Origin of the sequence: Sphingobium sp. DC-2 (genome assembly GCF_000722555.1) — a bacterium.
Lineage (GTDB): Bacteria > Pseudomonadota > Alphaproteobacteria > Sphingomonadales > Sphingomonadaceae > Sphingobium > Sphingobium quisquiliarum.
The window spans coordinates 79,780-93,495 of record NZ_JNAC01000026.1 but is presented as its reverse complement, the minus strand read 5'-3'; the positions used below and the strand labels follow the sequence as shown (position 1 = coordinate 93,495).

Here is a 13,716-nt window from a genome sequence, read left to right as displayed (position 1 = left end):
CAGGTCTTGGGCGGGGGCGGCTCGCGGTAAGCCTTTGCCGCTCGTGCCGCGCGAAAAAAGCCGTTCCCACTTTCGCGCGCGATGCTTTAGAGCGCGGCGGGTGACCCAGAACCGTTTTTCCTTCACCATCGCCGCCACCGACGGCAAGGCCCGCACCGGATCGATCCAGATGCGCCGGGGCGACATCCGCACGCCCGCCTTCATGCCCGTCGGCACGGCCGCCACGGTCAAGGCGATGCGGCCGACCGAAGTCCGCGCGGCGGGCGCGGACATCATCCTTGGCAACACCTATCATCTCATGCTCCGCCCCGGCGCGGAGCGCGTGGCGCGGCTTGGCGGCCTGCACGGGTTCATGGGATGGGACCGGCCGATCCTGACCGACAGCGGCGGCTATCAGGTGATGAGCCTGTCGGCGCTGACGAAGATGAGCGAGGAGGGCGTCGCCTTCGCCAGCCATATCGACGGGTCGCGGCACATGCTGACGCCGGAACGTTCGATGGAAATCCAGCGCCTGCTGGACAGCGACATCGTCATGGCCTTCGACGAATGCACCAGGAATGGCTGCACGCATGAAGAGGCGGCGCACAGCATGGAACGGTCCATGCGCTGGGCCAAACGGTCCCGCGACGCCTTCGACCAGGGCGGCGATCATACGGAACGGGCCGCGCTGTTCGGCATTCAGCAGGGATCGTTGAACGAGGATCTGCGCCGCGTTTCAGCGGAAAAGCTGATCGAGATAGGCTTTGACGGCTATGCCGTGGGCGGCCTCGCGGTGGGAGAGGGACAGGAAGCGATGTTCGCCTGCCTCGACTATGCGCCCGGCATGCTGCCCGCCGGCAAGCCGCGCTACCTGATGGGGGTCGGGAAACCGGACGATATCGTCGGCGCGGTGGAGCGCGGCATCGATATGTTCGATTGCGTGCTGCCGACGCGCAGCGGGCGCAACGGGCAGGCCTTTACCTGGGCCGGGCCGCTCAATATCCGCAATGCCCGCTTCGCCGAGGATCTCTCGCCGCTCGATCCGCGCTGTGGCTGTCCGGTCTGCGCCACCTGGAGCCGCGCCTATCTGCATCATCTGGTGAAGGCAGGGGAAATGCTGGGCGCCATGCTGATGACGCAGCATAATATCTCCTTCTACCAGGCGCTGATGCAGGCCATCCGCGACAGCATCGCGCAGGGGCGTTTCGCGGCCTTTGCAGCGGAATTCCGTGAAGGCTACCGCCGCGCCTGACCTTCAGGGGAGGACAGTGAACGCAATCGCATAATCGCCCGCCTCAGGATCATGCGCCAGAGGCGAACGAAGCTGCCGTGACAATCCGGTCAGCACCCGCCCGTAACGCTCGTCCACCTGCGCGCTCATCGTTTCGGAACCGCGCAGGGCGGGGGAACTGACATGCAGGATCGCCCGGTCCGCCTGCTCGCTGTCGAGATGCGCGGAAATCCGCATGCCCGCGCGCGGATCGCATATCATCGCCAGTTCCACCAGTTCGGTAAGCAGGAAGGCTATGGGCACGGCCACATCCTGGCTGATGTGCAGGTTGTCGCTGTCGATCTGGATGCCGAACCGCCGCGCTTCGGCCGGGGCGGTGCCGCGCAGGCTGGCGGAAAGCTCGCTGATCAGCGACCGGACGCCGACGCCGCGATTTTCCTCCAGTTCGGCATAATGGTTCCGGTGGACGACCGACAGCGCGTCGACCCGGCGCTGGATCGACGCATAGGCTTCCACCGCTTCGGGATCATGCGCGGACCGGGCATGCAGGCTGATCAGGCTGGCGATGATCTGAAGGTTGTTCTTGACCCGGTGATGCACCTCGCGCGTCAGCTTGCGCTGGGTCTCCAGTCCCTCCGCCATTTCGGCCTCGTGGGTGGCGACATCCTCGCTGATCTCGCGGAAGGTTTCGCCCAGCGCCACGATTTCCTGCGCGGGCGTGCGGATGCGGCGCATGGGCTCCAGCACTTCGCCGGGATGATAGGCGGCCACCGTCCGGCGCAGCACCACCAGCGGCTTGATGAGCAGGCGGTTCACCACCAGCCAGCCGATCGCCGCCGCCGCGAACCACATCACCAGCGGCAGGAACAGCGACAGCATGCGCGCCAGCGTCACCGGCGGGTCGCGCAGGGTCATGGTCAACAGTATGTCGGGCGGGTCGAGCCGCGCGGACAGGCTGGTGCTATGGCCGCCCGGATGCCGGGAGGGGCGGCTGACGACCAGCGTCTTCTCGCCCTGCCGCAGGCTGAGCTGCCGGTTCTGCAAAGCCGTGGCCGGGTTGGCGATGCTTTCCAGATAGCCGCGCGAATAATAAGCGAGCGCCACGATCCGGCCGTTGCCGCTTTGCGCGCGGCTGACCAGAAATCCCGATTGCGGCAGCAGTTCGAACGGCGGCCTGGCAAAGCGCGTTTCGCCGGTGAGCCCCGCAGGCTCCGGCTGGGGCGACCCGCACAGGCGGCGTCCCGCGCGATCATAGATATAGAAGCGCGCGCCTTCACGATCATGGGATGTCAGGAACACCGACAGGCGGCGGCACATGCCGGTGTCGGCATCGCCGTTCGCCAGCGCATTGGCCGTCAGCATCAGCGCGGTACGGTCCGACGCGAGATCCGCGGTCAGCTTGCGCGCGCTCTGCGTCACCGCCACGCGCAGCAGCGCCTCCTTTTCCAGATCAGCGGTGCGGATCGCCTGCAAGGAGGCGATGAGCGCGATCAGGCCCAACGGCAGCAGCGCCAGCGTCAGGATGAGGAACATCTTGACGCCCGTGGAATGGATGATGCTGTTCAATTTGAGCATGAGCAAAAGGTTCGCCGGATGGGGCGGCTCCCGATCATGCGATCGTCAGGGCCATTCGAACTTCAGCAAGAGCGGTTGCGCGCTTGCCTTGCATGGCAAACGGCGATTGCGGTCTTCCGGTTTCAAAATGCAAGGCCACCCCCTCCGCTCGCATCGATTCAGAAGGCGGCCGTGGCCGCTATGCGGCTGCCTAGTCCAGCTTGCGCAGCAGGTCGAGCATTTCAGAGGGAATATCTTCGTCCACGGCGCGCTGATAGACCGAGCGCAAAGCGTTGGAGACCTGATTTTCTTCCTTATGCGGGGCGGAGCGGCGCTTGCGCGCGGCTTCCCCCTTCACGCCCGAAGCGGGGGTGTTGGCGCCGACATCTTTCTTGTCCCCTCCCTTCACATCCCGTTCCGTCGTTGAAGCAACCAAAACCATGCCCCTCTGAAACAATAAGCCGTAATGCCCGTTCTTTTCGCGGCTTTCGCGGATGACGTCAATCGATCGTCATGCGAGTGCGAAACGAATTGGCAGCATTGATGAAAAAACCGAACGGCTGTGAAACAAATCCGCCGCTCGTTGGTTCCCTGTGCCGAAGCATTTTTTGCGACTGGTTCGCCGGTGGCGGAAAAAGGGGCGGGGGCTTGCCACATCGGCGTCAGCGATCCATCCTTCCCCCTTTGCAAATGTTTTTGAACAACGCGCCTTCGGGCTGGGAGAAGACCTACAGATGTCGCTAGGACAGCAACTGCACCCCCACCTTCCATTCCTGCGCCGCTATGCCCGCGCCCTGACGGGCAGTCAGGCGCATGGCGACGCCTATGTCCGCGCGACCCTGGAAGCGATCGTCGCGGCGCCGGAGGAATTTCCGGCCGATGTCGATCCGCGCCTTGGCCTCTACAAGATCTTCCACGCCATCTGGTCGTCTTCCCATCTGGAGGATGGGCCGGTGCTGACCGGCGCGGACGGGCATGAAGCGGTGGCGCAGGCACGGCTTGCCCGGCTGACGCCGCTGCCGCGCCAGGCGCTTCTGCTGACCGCGCTGGAAGGCTTCACCGTCGATGACGTGGCCTATCTCATCGGGCTGGAGCCCGCCGATGTCGAGGCGCTGGTCGAAGAAGCGCTGAGCGAGATCGAGGCGCAGACGCGCGCCAAGGTGCTGATCATCGAGGATGAGCCGATCATCGCGATGGACATCGAAACCATCGTGCGCGACCTGGGGCATGAGGTCACGGCGATCGCCGTCACCCGCGAGGATGCCGTGCGGGAGGCGATGGCGGAACGTCCCGGCCTGGTGCTCGCCGACATCCAGCTCGCCGACGATTCCAGCGGTATCGACGCGGTGAAGGACATTCTGGCCGAATTCTCCGTCCCAGTGATCTTCATCACCGCCTTCCCCGAAAGGCTGCTGACCGGCGAGCGCCCCGAACCGACCTTCCTCATCACCAAGCCGTTCCAGCGGTCGACGGTCAAGGCGGCGATTTCGCAGGCGCTGTTCTTTGACGAGGCGACCGCGCCGGCCTGAGTCGCGCCAGGCACTTTGGCGAAAGAGTGGATGGCGGGCGGAACCGGTGCTGCCACCCCGCGTTATTTATGCGTAACGATCGGGAGATGAAGCAATGGCGGACGAAGAACAGCATGTCGTTACCGATGACGCGCGTTCAGGTTCCACCCCGCACATCGTCCGTTACATCCTGGGCATTTCCTTGCCTTTGGTGGTTATTGGAATGCTGATCGTGCTTTGGGCATATTATAAAGGGTGAAGGTCTTTGGCTGCCGGAAGCAATGGGTATAGGATGCGGACGCATTTATGGCTTTGACGACTTCGATTCATGCGGCGAGGGCGACAGCCAGTGAGAGGGTTGTTCCCATGAGCGAAGGGCTGAGCCAGCAAGGGGAGCAGCAGGAACCTGTACGCGAATCCCTGTCGGATTCCGATTTCAAGCGGGAACTGGCGGCGGTCATTCCGCACCTGCGCGCCTTCGGCCGCTCTCTGTCGGGCAATCGCGACGTCGCGGACGATCTGGTCCAGGAAACGCTGTTGAAGGCATGGGCCGCGCGTGGGCGGTTCCAGGCCGGGACCAACATGCGCGCCTGGACCTTTATCATCCTGCGCAACCATTATCTCTCCCAGATGCGGCGCTCCCGCTTCCGGGGCGATTGGGACGACCTGACGGCAGACCGGCTGCTGGCCGCGCCCGCGGGTCAGGACAAGCATGTGGAGCTTTCCGACATGCAGCGCGCGCTGCTCCAGCTGCCCCAGCCGCAGCGCGAGGCATTGATCCTGGTCGGCGCGGGCGGTTTCGCCTATGAAGAAGCGGCGGAAATTTGCGGCGTGGCCGTGGGCACGATCAAAAGCCGTGTCGCGCGGGGCCGCGCCGCGCTGGAACAGATATTGGACAATGGCGACCTGCCTTCGCGGCGGAGCCAGGAAGCCACGGATACGGCGGTGCTCGACGAGATTATGGATGATGTCGACCGGTTGAGCCGGGGACGGGAAAAGAAGGAAGATGAAACCGGCCCCGATGCGGATTAAACCCTGCAATCCGTCTTGAAAGGAGAGGCGGATATGGGAGAGGGCGCATGGTGGGAAATGGAGAAGGCCTGCCGGACGACGAGCCTGGGGCGCCACGCGCCACGGACCCTGCGATGACGCGCGGCAGCGGTCTGATCTTCATCCTGATCGCCATCGCCCTTGTCCTTGCAATCGGCTTTTTCTACCTGACCAAAGATCGCGAAAGCGGCCCGGAGCGCGCCGTGACGGACGCGGCCAACTCCGCCGACAGCGCCGTCCGCCTCGTCGGCGACGCTGCACAGAATGCGGCGGACCAGATCGGCAATCGCCGTTAGCTGATCATTCGATGATCATCGCCACCTCTTGCCCCCTTCGGGCTGAGCTTGCCACATCCTCCTCCTGATCGCCTGCTGCTGGTCAAAGGATCTCGCCTTTTTGTAATGGATGGAGCGCTTCGCCACCCGGCCTCCATCCTCATCTTCAGAGAATCTTTGCGAATTTCGTGCAAGGGTCCGGTCATTGTCGGATCGTCTTGCAGCGCCAGGCCGGTCCGATGCCATGGGCTCGCTTCTGTGCGGGCAGCGTCGGGATATATGCGCGAACGATGATCAGGCTTTTCAAACATTATGTGCCGCATGCGGTGCTGCTGCTGGGATTGCTGGACTTCGTTCTGCTGCTGTGCGCCGCCGAAGCGGGGTGGATCATCCGTGCCAGCCAGATCGGCATGGAGGTGGACCATGTGATGACCCGCATCGGCCCGCTGCTAAGCTTTGCCCTGTCGATCCAGACCGGCATGATCGCGGTCGGCGTTTACGGGACGGAGGCGCTGCAATCCCTTCGCTTTGCAATGGCCCGGCTGCTGGTCGCGATATCGCTGGGCGTCATTTTCCTGTCGGTCATGCATTTCCTGCTGCCCGACCTGACCTTGTGGCGGTCCAACTCGCTTTACGCCATGGGCCTGTCGGTCGTCCTGCTTCTCGCCATCCGGCTGCTGCTGGGATCGATGCTGGGCGGCGAAGCCTTCAAGCGGCGGCTGGTCGTGCTGGGCGCGGGACAGCGCGCTGACCGCATCCGCCAGTTGGAGCAGCGCAAGGGATCGGGCTTCCTCGTCGTCGGCTATATCGCCATGAATGACGGCGCGCAGGTCATTCCCGAAGCCATCAACCGCAACGCCATCTACAATCTGGCCGATTTCGTCGTCCGGCTTGGCGCGAGCGAGGTCGTGCTGGCGCTGGAGGAACGGCGCAACGCCCTGCCATTGTCCGACCTGCTGCGGATCAAGACGACCGGCGTCCACGTCAACGAAATCTCGACATTTCTGGAGCGGGAGACCGGCCGCGTCGATCTGGACAGCGTCAATCCGAGCTGGCTGATCTTTTCCGACGGCTTTTCCGCGGGCCGCCGCCTGTCGAGCATCGCCAAGCGCCTGTTCGACATCATCGCCAGTTCGCTGCTCCTGCTGCTCACCGGCCCGGTCATCCTGATCGCGGCGCTGCTGGTGAAGCTCGACAGCAAGGGTCCCGCCTTCTACCGCCAGCAGCGCGTCGGCCTGTTCGGCGAGGAATTCTGGATCGTGAAGCTGCGCACCATGCGCCAGGATGCGGAGGTCAGCGGGCAGGCGGTCTGGGCGGAAAAGGATGACCCGCGCATCACCCGCCTCGGCTATTGGCTGCGCAAGCTGCGCATCGATGAACTGCCCCAGACATGGACGGTGCTGAAGGGGGAGATGAGCTTCGTCGGCCCCCGCCCCGAACGGCGCCAGTTCGTCGACGATCTGGAACAGCATCTGCGCTATTATGCCGAACGCCATATGGTGAAGCCCGGCATCACCGGTTGGGCGCAGATCAACTATCCCTATGGCGCATCGATCGAGGATGCCCGGCACAAGCTGGAATATGACCTTTATTACGCCAAGAACTACACGCCCTTCCTGGATTTCCTGATCCTGATCCAGACGGTGCGAGTCATCCTGTGGCCCGAAGGGGCGCGCTGAGGCGACGCTGATGAGCCGCGCCCGTTTCCTGCTGCTGGCCGCGATCGTGGCGGCGCTGCTGTCGGCCGCCGCGCTGTGGCAATGGCACAGGGGCGCGGCGGACGCGGCCCTGTCGCGCGGCATCGCGGCGCTGGCGAAGGGCGATGCCCGCACCGCGCGGGTCGAATTGATGAACGCCGTGCGCGCGCACCCCAATTCGATTCCCGCGCGCATTGCCCAGGCGCGGGCACTGCTGGACCTGCGGGATGGCGAAGCCGCGCGCATCCAGATCGAACGGGCCCGCCAGCTCAGCGGCAGCGCGGCGGCGACGCGCCACCTGATGGCCGAAGCCTTGCTGCTCCAGGGCGATCCTGATGGCGCGTTGCAGGAGGCGGGGATGGGGGACGTGCCCGCCAGTTCGCGCGCCATCGCCGCGCGCGTGGTGGGGCAGGCATGGCTGGCGAAGGGCGACCTTCCATCGGCGGCGGCCGCCCTCGACCGCGCGCTCAAGCTGGACGCTTCCGATGCGCAGGCATGGGTCGCGCTGTCGCGGCTGCGCATGGCTGCGGGGGATCAGGCGGGGGCGATCCTTGCCGCCGATCGTGCCTTGCAGATCGCGCCGGGCAGCGTCCGGGCGCTGACCGCGCGTGGCGAACTGGTGCGCGATCAATATGGCCTGACCGCCGCGCTCCCCTGGTTCGAGCGGGCGCTGGAACGCGACCCCCATGACGTGCCCGCTCTGGAGCAATATGGCGCGACGCTGGCGGACAGCGGCGAGGCGCGGCGGATGCTGGGCGTGTCCCGGCGGCTGCTGGCGATCGATCCGGGCAATGCGCGCGCCTGGTTCATGCAGGCCGTCATGGCGGCACGGGCGGGCAGGGCGGACCTCGCCCGGACCCTGCTCGCGCGCACCGGCGGCAGGCTGGACGCGGAACCCGCGACGATGCTGCTGCGCGGCGTGCTGCTGATCGAGGGCGGCAAGGCGGCGCAGGCGGCGCAGACGCTCGCGCCGCTCGCCGCCAGCCAGCCGGACAATGACGTCGCCCGCACTTTGCTTGGCCGCGCGCTTTTCGAGGCGGGGGATCATGTGGCGGCGGCCAATGCGCTCGCGCCCATGGTCGCGCAGAGGGACGCCGATCCCTATGTGCTGACGCTTGCCGCCCGCGTGCAGGAGGCGATGGGGCAAAGCGCCATGGCGCAGGACATGCTCGCCCGCGCTGCCTGGCCCGCGCGCCCGGCCGCCGTGCCCTTCGCCAGCCCGCAGGACGCGGCCATCGCAGCCGGTCCCGCGCCCGCCGATGCCCGCTTCGCGCAGGACAATATTCCCTATATCCGCGCCCTGCTGAACAGCGGCAAGGCTGGTCTGGCGGTGGAGCGCGCCCGATTGCTGAGCCGCGCCAATCCCGGCGCTCCGGCGGCGTGGCTGGTGCTGGGCGACTCGCTGGATGCCGCAGGGCGGATGCGGGAGGCCGTGCGCGCCTATGAAGCGGGCGCGAAGATCGGCAATTCGCGCGAAGCGGCGCTGCGGCTAGCGGCGGCGTGGCGCAAGCTCGGTGATCCCGGCCAGTCCGCCCGGATCGTCAGTGCCTTGCTGGCGCAGAACCCCAATGATGTGGACGCCATGCGGCTGTCGGCGGCGCAAGCGATGCAGCGCAGCGACTGGCGCGGGGCGCTCCGCCTGCTGCGCGGGGTGCAGGCGCGCATCGGCAGCAATGACGCGCTGCTGATGGCCGACCTCGCCCGCGCGGCGCTGGAGACCGGCGACTTGCCCGCCGCCCGCAGCTATGCCGCCCATGCCTATCGCCTGCTGCCCGGCAGTCCGGTGGCGGCGGACGCCTATGGCTGGGTCCTGCTCGCGAACGGAGAGCGCCAGCCCGCGATCGACCTGCTGGAAAAGGCCGTGGCGCTCGCCCCCGCGCACCCCGTCCTGCGCGCTCATCTGGCGCAGGCCTATGCCGCGAAAGGCGCGAAACTGGCGGCGCGCTAGAGCCTGCGTTCAGGCTCCATCATGTTCAGGATCAAACGCGCTGCAAGTCCAGATCTTCGGCCGATATGCCAAGCCGCCTGATCTGGTCGGCGACCGGGGGCCACACGGTGTCCAGAAACCGCCGCCGTTCCGCTTCGCGCAGGCGGCGGCTCGCGCCTTCCGCCACGAACATGCCCACGCCGCGCTTCACCACGACCAGCCCGTCATCCTGAAAACATTGATAGGCCTTCGCCACCGTCAGCGGGTTCGCCCCCTCTTGCGCAGCCAGAGCCCGGACCGAAGGCAGCATGTCGCCATCGCCATAAGTGCCGTCCAATATGGAGGCCGCGATGATGTCCCTCAGGCGCAGATAGACAGGCTTGGAATCTTCGACCATCACTGCATCAGTGCCATAATACAGCCATGCAGGTCAAGGAAGGGCGGAACGCCGCCCATCGCTTCCGCGCAACTATCTGTCCCAGAAGGACACTTTTTCGTCATATAGCGGTCGGGGCCGTTCTTCCTGCGGACGGCTGGGCGTGCCGATGAAGACGAACCCGGCGATGCGCTCCCCATCTCCCGCAAAGGCGGCGCGCACATCCTCATTATAGGCGGGCCAGCCGGTCAGCCATCCTGCCGCGAACCCCAGCGCATGGGCGGCGTGAAGCAGGTTCATGATCGCCGCGCCGGACGACAATTCCTGTTCCCACAAAGGTATCTTGCTGCCCGCCACAGGCGCGGAGAGCGCCACGACCAGCGCGGGCGCCTGATGCGCGAACTGGTGCATCGCCTCCAGTTCCAGCCGCCCGGCATCCGGCTTTTCCGCCCGGTAAGCCTGTTCCAGCAGCGCCGCGAGCGCGTCGCGCCTGTCCTGCGGCACGATGACGAAGCGCCAGGGGGCCAGCTTGCCATGATCGGGCGTGCGCAGCGCGATTTCCAGCATCTGGCGCAACTGCCCGTCATCCGGTCCGGGCGCGGCCAGATCGCGCGGCTTGCCCGACCGGCGCGTGCGAAGGAGTGACAGGGGCGTGCTGAGATCGTTGAACATGCGGTTCCAAATGGCGCGGCATCCTCGCCAGCGCAAGTATGCGCGCCTCTTTGACACTTGTATGATTTCCGCTCTACGCTTCTGCATCGCCCCGTTGGGGACAGCATGCAGGGAAGTGGATGGCGACCTCAACATCGATCGCGGCCGGAACGGGAAAGACCTGGCTCGGCCATCCGCGCGGGCTGTTCCTCCTGTTCTTCGTGGAAATGTGGGAGCGCTTTTCCTTCTACGGCATGCGCGCGCTGCTGATCTTCTACCTGACGCAGCATTTCCTCTTTTCCGATCGCGACGCCGCCTATGCTTATGGCGCCTATATGTCGCTGATCTACATTTCCCCGCTGATGGGCGGCTACCTTGCCGACCGCTATCTGGGCCAGCGCAAGGCCGTTCTGTTCGGCGGCGTCGTCATCGCCATCGGGCACATCATCCTCGGCCTGGAAGGGGGCGTGGCGTCCAGCGGCATGGGCGTGGGGCTGTTCTGGCTGGGCCTTGCGACCGTCATCACCGGCACGGGCTTCCTCAAGTCCAGCGTGTCGGCGCTGGTGGGGCAGCTTTACCCGCGCGCCGACATGCGCAGGGACCCGGCCTATACGATCTTCTACATGGGCATCAATGTGGGCGCGACCATCGGGCCGCTGATCTGCGGCTATCTGGGGCAGCGCTGGGGCTGGCATTGGGGCTTCGGCGCGGCGTCGGTGGGGATGATCGCGGGCGTGATCGGCTTCGTCTGGTGCAAGCCGCTGTTGCAGGGCGGGGGCGAGCCGCCCGATCCGGCGGGCCTTGCGCAGCGGGTGGGCGGACTGATCAGCCGGGAATGGCTGGTCTATCTGTCCAGCCTGCTTTCGATCCTGCTCTGCTGGTTCCTGATCCAGCAGCATGCGATCGTCGGATGGATGCTGGCCGCGGCCAGCGCGCTGGTCGTGCTCTATATCCTCTGGGAAGCGTTCGGCCGGATGGAGCGGGTGGGGCGCGACCGGATGCTGGCGGCGCTGTTCCTGCTGGTCGTCAATCCGATTTTCTGGGGCCTGTACGAACAGACCGGCTCCTCGCTCGCTTTGTTCACCGATCGCTATACCGACCGAACGATCCTGGGCTTCAACGTGCCCGCTCCCATGTTCCAGTCGGTCAACGCCGCCTATATCCTGCTGTTCGGGCCGGTCATCGCCGCGCTGTGGATATGGCTCGCCAGGCGCGGGTGGGAGCCGTCGACTCCGGCCAAGTTCGGCCTGGCGCTGGCGCTCGTCGGCGCGGGTTTCCTCGTCCTCGTCGCAGGCAGCGGCGCGCCGGGCACGCTGACGCCGCTGCTGTTCATTTTCCTCCTCTATCTCTGCCACACGCTGGGCGAACTGTGCCTGTCGCCGGTCGGCCTTTCCGCCATGTCGAAGCTTGCGCCCTCGCGAATGATTGGCCTGATGATGGGCATTTGGTTCCTCGCCATGGCGCTGGGCGAATATGCGGCGGGCATGATCGCGGCGGCGGCCGGCGGCGAAGAAGGCGCGGCTTCGCGCGAAGGGGTGCTGGCGGTCTACGGCCGGATCGGCTGGTGGTCGATCGGCATCGGCGTGGCGGTGATGGCCATCGCGCCATGGGTGAAGCGGCTGATGCACCTAGACCGGCTGGACGATGTTGATGTGTTCGGGAATGCTCCCGCTGACGGCTATGCTGTGCGGGACGACATGGCCGGTAAACCAGACCGGCTTGGATGATCCTAAGGGTTGGGACGGGCATGGACTGGCATGCCGCTGGCCCGGCTAACCGAAGGCTCTTGCTCTTGCCCTTTCCACGCAGGCCTGGACGGACCCAGCCTGGATCAGGGGGTCAGCCGCGATCGTGATCCGGCGCTCTATTGCGTCGCGCCCCAGACATCCGTGGCCCGCACAAAGCCCTTTTGACCTTTTACGTCGAATTGGCACCATCCGTTGCTGCACGAAGCCAGCCGGCCCACCACGCCTTTTTCGGCGCGATATACGGTCCGGGCGCCGTCGTCGGCGGACGCGCGCATCGGCGCCGTGCGGGCGGTGACGATCGCCGTCGCGGTATCGCTCAGCAGGCGCACGTGCATCCAGCCCTGCGTGCCGTCCGGGTCCTCGACCTTGCGCCACAGGCCCAGCACCTGCACGACCTTCACCGGCAGGTCGCGGCGGCGGTAGACCCAGTTGGACGGATAATCCAGGCTGGGCCCGACGCGCATCCGCGCCTCGTCCTGGCTGATGGACGCCCAGTAAGGGACCGGCCTGGCCGGGGATGCCCCCGATGCTCCCGCAATGCACAGCGCCGCGATGGCTCCCGCGCCGAGCAGATACCCCTTCATGCCTGACCTGTTCCCTTCACCGTCCTGGTCATGACCATAGCCTCTGCCCGCCATTGCGGGCAACTGCCGACTTGCCGATGGGGCATAAGCGCTTGACCAGCGCCCGAACGGGGAATAGCGGCCTTGCATGGCCCATAAACCGCGCCCCGCCAAGCCGCGCGTCATCGTCACGCGCCGTTTGCCTCCCAATGTCGAGGCGCGCATGGCCGAATTGTTCGATGCGGTCTTCAACGTGGGCGACACGCCGATGGACCGCACCGCGCTGACCCGCGCCATGGCGCAATGCGACGTGCTGGTGCCCTCCGTCACGGACCAGATCGACGCCGCCCTGATCGAAGGCGCGCCGGACCGGCTGCAACTGATCGCCAGCTTCGGCAGCGGGGTCGACCATATCGATCTGGCAGCGGCGCGGCGCAGGGGCGTGATCGTCACCAACACGCCCGGCGTGCTGACCGAAGACACGGCGGACATGACCATGGCGCTCATCCTGTCCGTGCCCCGGCGTCTGGCGGAGGGGGAAAAGCTGGTGCGGTCGGGCCGCTGGACCGGATGGAGCCCGTCCGGCATGCTGGGACATCGCATCGGCGGCAAGCGGCTGGGCATCATCGGCATGGGGCGCATCGGCCGCGCCGTCGCCCGCCGCGCTGCCGCTTTCGGCCTGACCGTCGCCTATCACAACCGCCATCGCCTGCCTTTCGAGGTGGAACAGGAACTCGCCGCCACCTGGCATGCCGATGCCGACTCCCTGCTGGCAGACAGCGACATCGTGTCGATCAACTGCCCGCTCAACAGCGACAGCCGGGGCATGATCGACGCGCGGCGTATCGCGCTGATGCGGCCGGACGCCTATCTCATCAACACCTCCCGCGCGGAGATCACGGACGAACCGGCGCTGATCGCCGCGCTCGCCGAAGGGCGGATCGCTGGCGCGGGGCTGGACGTCTATGCCCATGAACCGGCCGTTGATGCCCGGCTGCTCGCCTTGTCCAACGTGGTGCTGCTGCCGCATATGGGCTCTGCGACCTTCGAAGGGCGCGACGCCACCGGCGCGCGGGTGATCGCCAATATCCGCAGCTGGGCCGATGGCCACCGCCCGCCCAACCAGGTTCTGGAAGGATGGGTGTAAGGCCCGTCCG

Annotated in this window: 14 protein-coding genes; 9 read left to right on the top strand and 5 right to left on the bottom strand. The window is 66.1% G+C overall.

Annotated features, from left to right (window positions below; translation table 11 throughout):
- Positions 1-100 precede the first annotated feature (100 nt).
- Positions 101-1,231: a tRNA guanosine(34) transglycosylase Tgt gene (gene tgt / locus ET21_RS0104215; RefSeq protein ID WP_030538715.1), complete on the top strand. Its 1,131-nt coding sequence runs from the start codon at positions 101-103 to the stop codon at positions 1,229-1,231.
- A 3-nt stretch (positions 1,232-1,234) separates the two neighbouring features.
- Here tgt and ET21_RS0104210 read toward each other — a convergent pair whose 3' ends face one another.
- Positions 1,235-2,785 (bottom strand): sensor histidine kinase, encoded by a 1,551-nt coding sequence (locus ET21_RS0104210; RefSeq protein WP_030538714.1) that lies wholly within the window; start codon positions 2,783-2,785, stop codon positions 1,235-1,237.
- Positions 2,786-2,975: 190 nt separating this feature from the next.
- Positions 2,976-3,173: a NepR family anti-sigma factor gene (locus ET21_RS25595; protein ID WP_156029016.1), complete on the bottom strand. Its 198-nt coding sequence runs from the start codon at positions 3,171-3,173 to the stop codon at positions 2,976-2,978.
- A 325-nt stretch (positions 3,174-3,498) separates the two neighbouring features.
- Between ET21_RS25595 and ET21_RS0104200 the strand changes: the two genes are divergently transcribed.
- The 6 genes from ET21_RS0104200 to ET21_RS25590 all read left to right on the top strand — a co-directional run bounded on the left by ET21_RS0104200 (position 3,499) and on the right by ET21_RS25590 (position 9,242).
- Positions 3,499-4,293, top strand: a complete 795-nt coding sequence (locus tag ET21_RS0104200) for a response regulator (RefSeq protein ID WP_021237761.1) — start codon at positions 3,499-3,501, stop codon at positions 4,291-4,293.
- 94 nt (positions 4,294-4,387) lie between these two features.
- Positions 4,388-4,531 (top strand): hypothetical protein, encoded by a 144-nt coding sequence (locus ET21_RS28145; RefSeq protein ID WP_021237762.1) that lies wholly within the window; start codon positions 4,388-4,390, stop codon positions 4,529-4,531.
- Positions 4,532-4,638: 107 nt separating this feature from the next.
- Positions 4,639-5,304, top strand: coding sequence for a sigma-70 family RNA polymerase sigma factor (locus ET21_RS0104190; RefSeq protein ID WP_030538713.1), 666 nt, complete (start codon positions 4,639-4,641; stop codon positions 5,302-5,304).
- Between the two features lie 47 nt (positions 5,305-5,351).
- On the top strand, positions 5,352-5,618 hold the full coding sequence (locus tag ET21_RS0104185; protein ID WP_030538712.1) for a hypothetical protein: 267 nt from the start codon (positions 5,352-5,354) through the stop codon (positions 5,616-5,618).
- 269 nt (positions 5,619-5,887) lie between these two features.
- Positions 5,888-7,276, top strand: a complete 1,389-nt coding sequence (locus ET21_RS0104180; protein ID WP_030538711.1) for a TIGR03013 family XrtA/PEP-CTERM system glycosyltransferase — start codon at positions 5,888-5,890, stop codon at positions 7,274-7,276.
- A gap of 10 nt (positions 7,277-7,286) precedes the next feature.
- Positions 7,287-9,242: a tetratricopeptide repeat protein gene (locus ET21_RS25590; RefSeq protein ID WP_081856591.1), complete on the top strand. Its 1,956-nt coding sequence runs from the start codon at positions 7,287-7,289 to the stop codon at positions 9,240-9,242.
- A 31-nt stretch (positions 9,243-9,273) separates the two neighbouring features.
- Here the strand turns inward: ET21_RS25590 and ET21_RS0104170 are convergent, their stop codons facing one another.
- Positions 9,274-9,618 (bottom strand): GntR family transcriptional regulator, encoded by a 345-nt coding sequence (locus ET21_RS0104170; RefSeq protein WP_030538710.1) that lies wholly within the window; start codon positions 9,616-9,618, stop codon positions 9,274-9,276.
- 72 nt (positions 9,619-9,690) lie between these two features.
- A complete protein-coding gene (locus tag ET21_RS0104165) occupies positions 9,691-10,269 on the bottom strand; it encodes a nitroreductase (protein WP_021237856.1) in 579 nt (192 codons plus the stop codon).
- A gap of 119 nt (positions 10,270-10,388) precedes the next feature.
- Here ET21_RS0104165 and ET21_RS0104160 point away from each other — a divergent pair, with 119 nt between their 5' ends.
- Positions 10,389-11,975 carry a peptide MFS transporter gene (locus ET21_RS0104160; RefSeq protein ID WP_030538709.1) on the top strand — a complete coding sequence of 529 codons (1,587 nt, stop codon included), beginning with the start codon at positions 10,389-10,391 and terminating at the stop codon, positions 11,973-11,975.
- A 137-nt stretch (positions 11,976-12,112) separates the two neighbouring features.
- Here the strand turns inward: ET21_RS0104160 and ET21_RS0104155 are convergent, their stop codons facing one another.
- On the bottom strand, positions 12,113-12,580 hold the full coding sequence (locus ET21_RS0104155) for an SH3 domain-containing protein (protein ID WP_030538708.1): 468 nt from the start codon (positions 12,578-12,580) through the stop codon (positions 12,113-12,115).
- Positions 12,581-12,707: 127 nt separating this feature from the next.
- Here ET21_RS0104155 and ET21_RS0104150 point away from each other — a divergent pair, with 127 nt between their 5' ends.
- A complete protein-coding gene (locus tag ET21_RS0104150) occupies positions 12,708-13,706 on the top strand; it encodes a D-glycerate dehydrogenase (RefSeq protein ID WP_030538707.1) in 999 nt (332 codons plus the stop codon).
- The last annotated feature ends 10 nt before the right edge of the window (positions 13,707-13,716 follow it).

Bases quoted from the DNA above. Each gene is read 5' to 3' on its own strand.
- ET21_RS0104170 (WP_030538710.1), bottom strand. From the start codon at position 9,618: ATGGTCGAAGATTCCAAGCCTGTCTATCTGCGCCTGAGGGACATCATC.
- ET21_RS0104185 (WP_030538712.1), top strand. From the start codon at position 5,352: ATGGTGGGAAATGGAGAAGGCCTGCCGGACGACGAGCCTGGGGCGCCA.
- ET21_RS0104160 (WP_030538709.1), top strand. From the start codon at position 10,389: ATGGCGACCTCAACATCGATCGCGGCCGGAACGGGAAAGACCTGGCTC.
- ET21_RS0104190 (WP_030538713.1), top strand. From the start codon at position 4,639: ATGAGCGAAGGGCTGAGCCAGCAAGGGGAGCAGCAGGAACCTGTACGC.
- ET21_RS0104180 (WP_030538711.1), top strand. From the start codon at position 5,888: ATGATCAGGCTTTTCAAACATTATGTGCCGCATGCGGTGCTGCTGCTG.
- ET21_RS25590 (WP_081856591.1), top strand. From the start codon at position 7,287: ATGAGCCGCGCCCGTTTCCTGCTGCTGGCCGCGATCGTGGCGGCGCTG.
- ET21_RS0104200 (WP_021237761.1), top strand. From the start codon at position 3,499: ATGTCGCTAGGACAGCAACTGCACCCCCACCTTCCATTCCTGCGCCGC.
- ET21_RS28145 (WP_021237762.1), top strand. From the start codon at position 4,388: ATGGCGGACGAAGAACAGCATGTCGTTACCGATGACGCGCGTTCAGGT.
- ET21_RS0104165 (WP_021237856.1), bottom strand. From the start codon at position 10,269: ATGTTCAACGATCTCAGCACGCCCCTGTCACTCCTTCGCACGCGCCGG.
- ET21_RS0104150 (WP_030538707.1), top strand. From the start codon at position 12,708: ATGGCCCATAAACCGCGCCCCGCCAAGCCGCGCGTCATCGTCACGCGC.
- ET21_RS0104155 (WP_030538708.1), bottom strand. From the start codon at position 12,580: ATGAAGGGGTATCTGCTCGGCGCGGGAGCCATCGCGGCGCTGTGCATT.
- ET21_RS0104210 (WP_030538714.1), bottom strand. From the start codon at position 2,785: ATGCTCAAATTGAACAGCATCATCCATTCCACGGGCGTCAAGATGTTC.